Source organism: Paraburkholderia ginsengiterrae, assembly GCF_001645125.1.
In the GTDB taxonomy this organism is placed as follows: Bacteria; Pseudomonadota; Gammaproteobacteria; order Burkholderiales; family Burkholderiaceae; genus Paraburkholderia; species Paraburkholderia ginsengiterrae.
Window position 1 is genome coordinate 1 of sequence record NZ_LXKA01000139.1, and the last position, 500, is coordinate 500.

Annotated in this window: 1 pseudogene; it reads left to right on the forward strand. The window is 68.0% G+C overall.

Annotation, left to right across the window (positions count from 1 at the left end):
* A pseudogene (locus A6V37_RS42790) lies at positions 1-500 on the forward strand (hypothetical protein); the annotation flags it as partial.

Consider the following 500-nt stretch of genomic DNA (forward strand, 5'->3'; position numbering starts at 1 on the left):
CGACGAGTGGGACGGGCGTGGCACGCGCGGCGTCCTCGAGGATCAAGGCGGGCGAGCGATCCGGCCCAAGGAACGTCTGGGCCATGGCGTGTACGAAGTCGGTAATTTCGACAAGGCGATTGCGGCGGCGAGGCGCGAACGGGGCCGCCTCGTTAAAGAGGTTCGCGAGGTGGGCGCCGGAGAAACCCGGCGTGCCACGCGCGATCACTGCCGCGTCGACGTCGTTGGAAATCGGCACCTTGCGCAGGTGCACCTGCGCAAGGTGCCGATTTCCAACGACGTCGACGCGGCAGTGATCGCGCGTGGCACGCCGGGTTTCTCCGGCGCCCACCTCGCGAACCTCTTTAACGAGGCGGCCCCGTTCGCGCCTCGCCGCCGCAATCGCCTTGTCGAAATTACCGACTTCGTACACGCCATGGCCCAGACGTTCCTTGGGCCGGATCGCTCGCCCGCCTTGATCCTCGAGGACGCCGCGCGTGCCACGCCCGTCCCACTCGTCG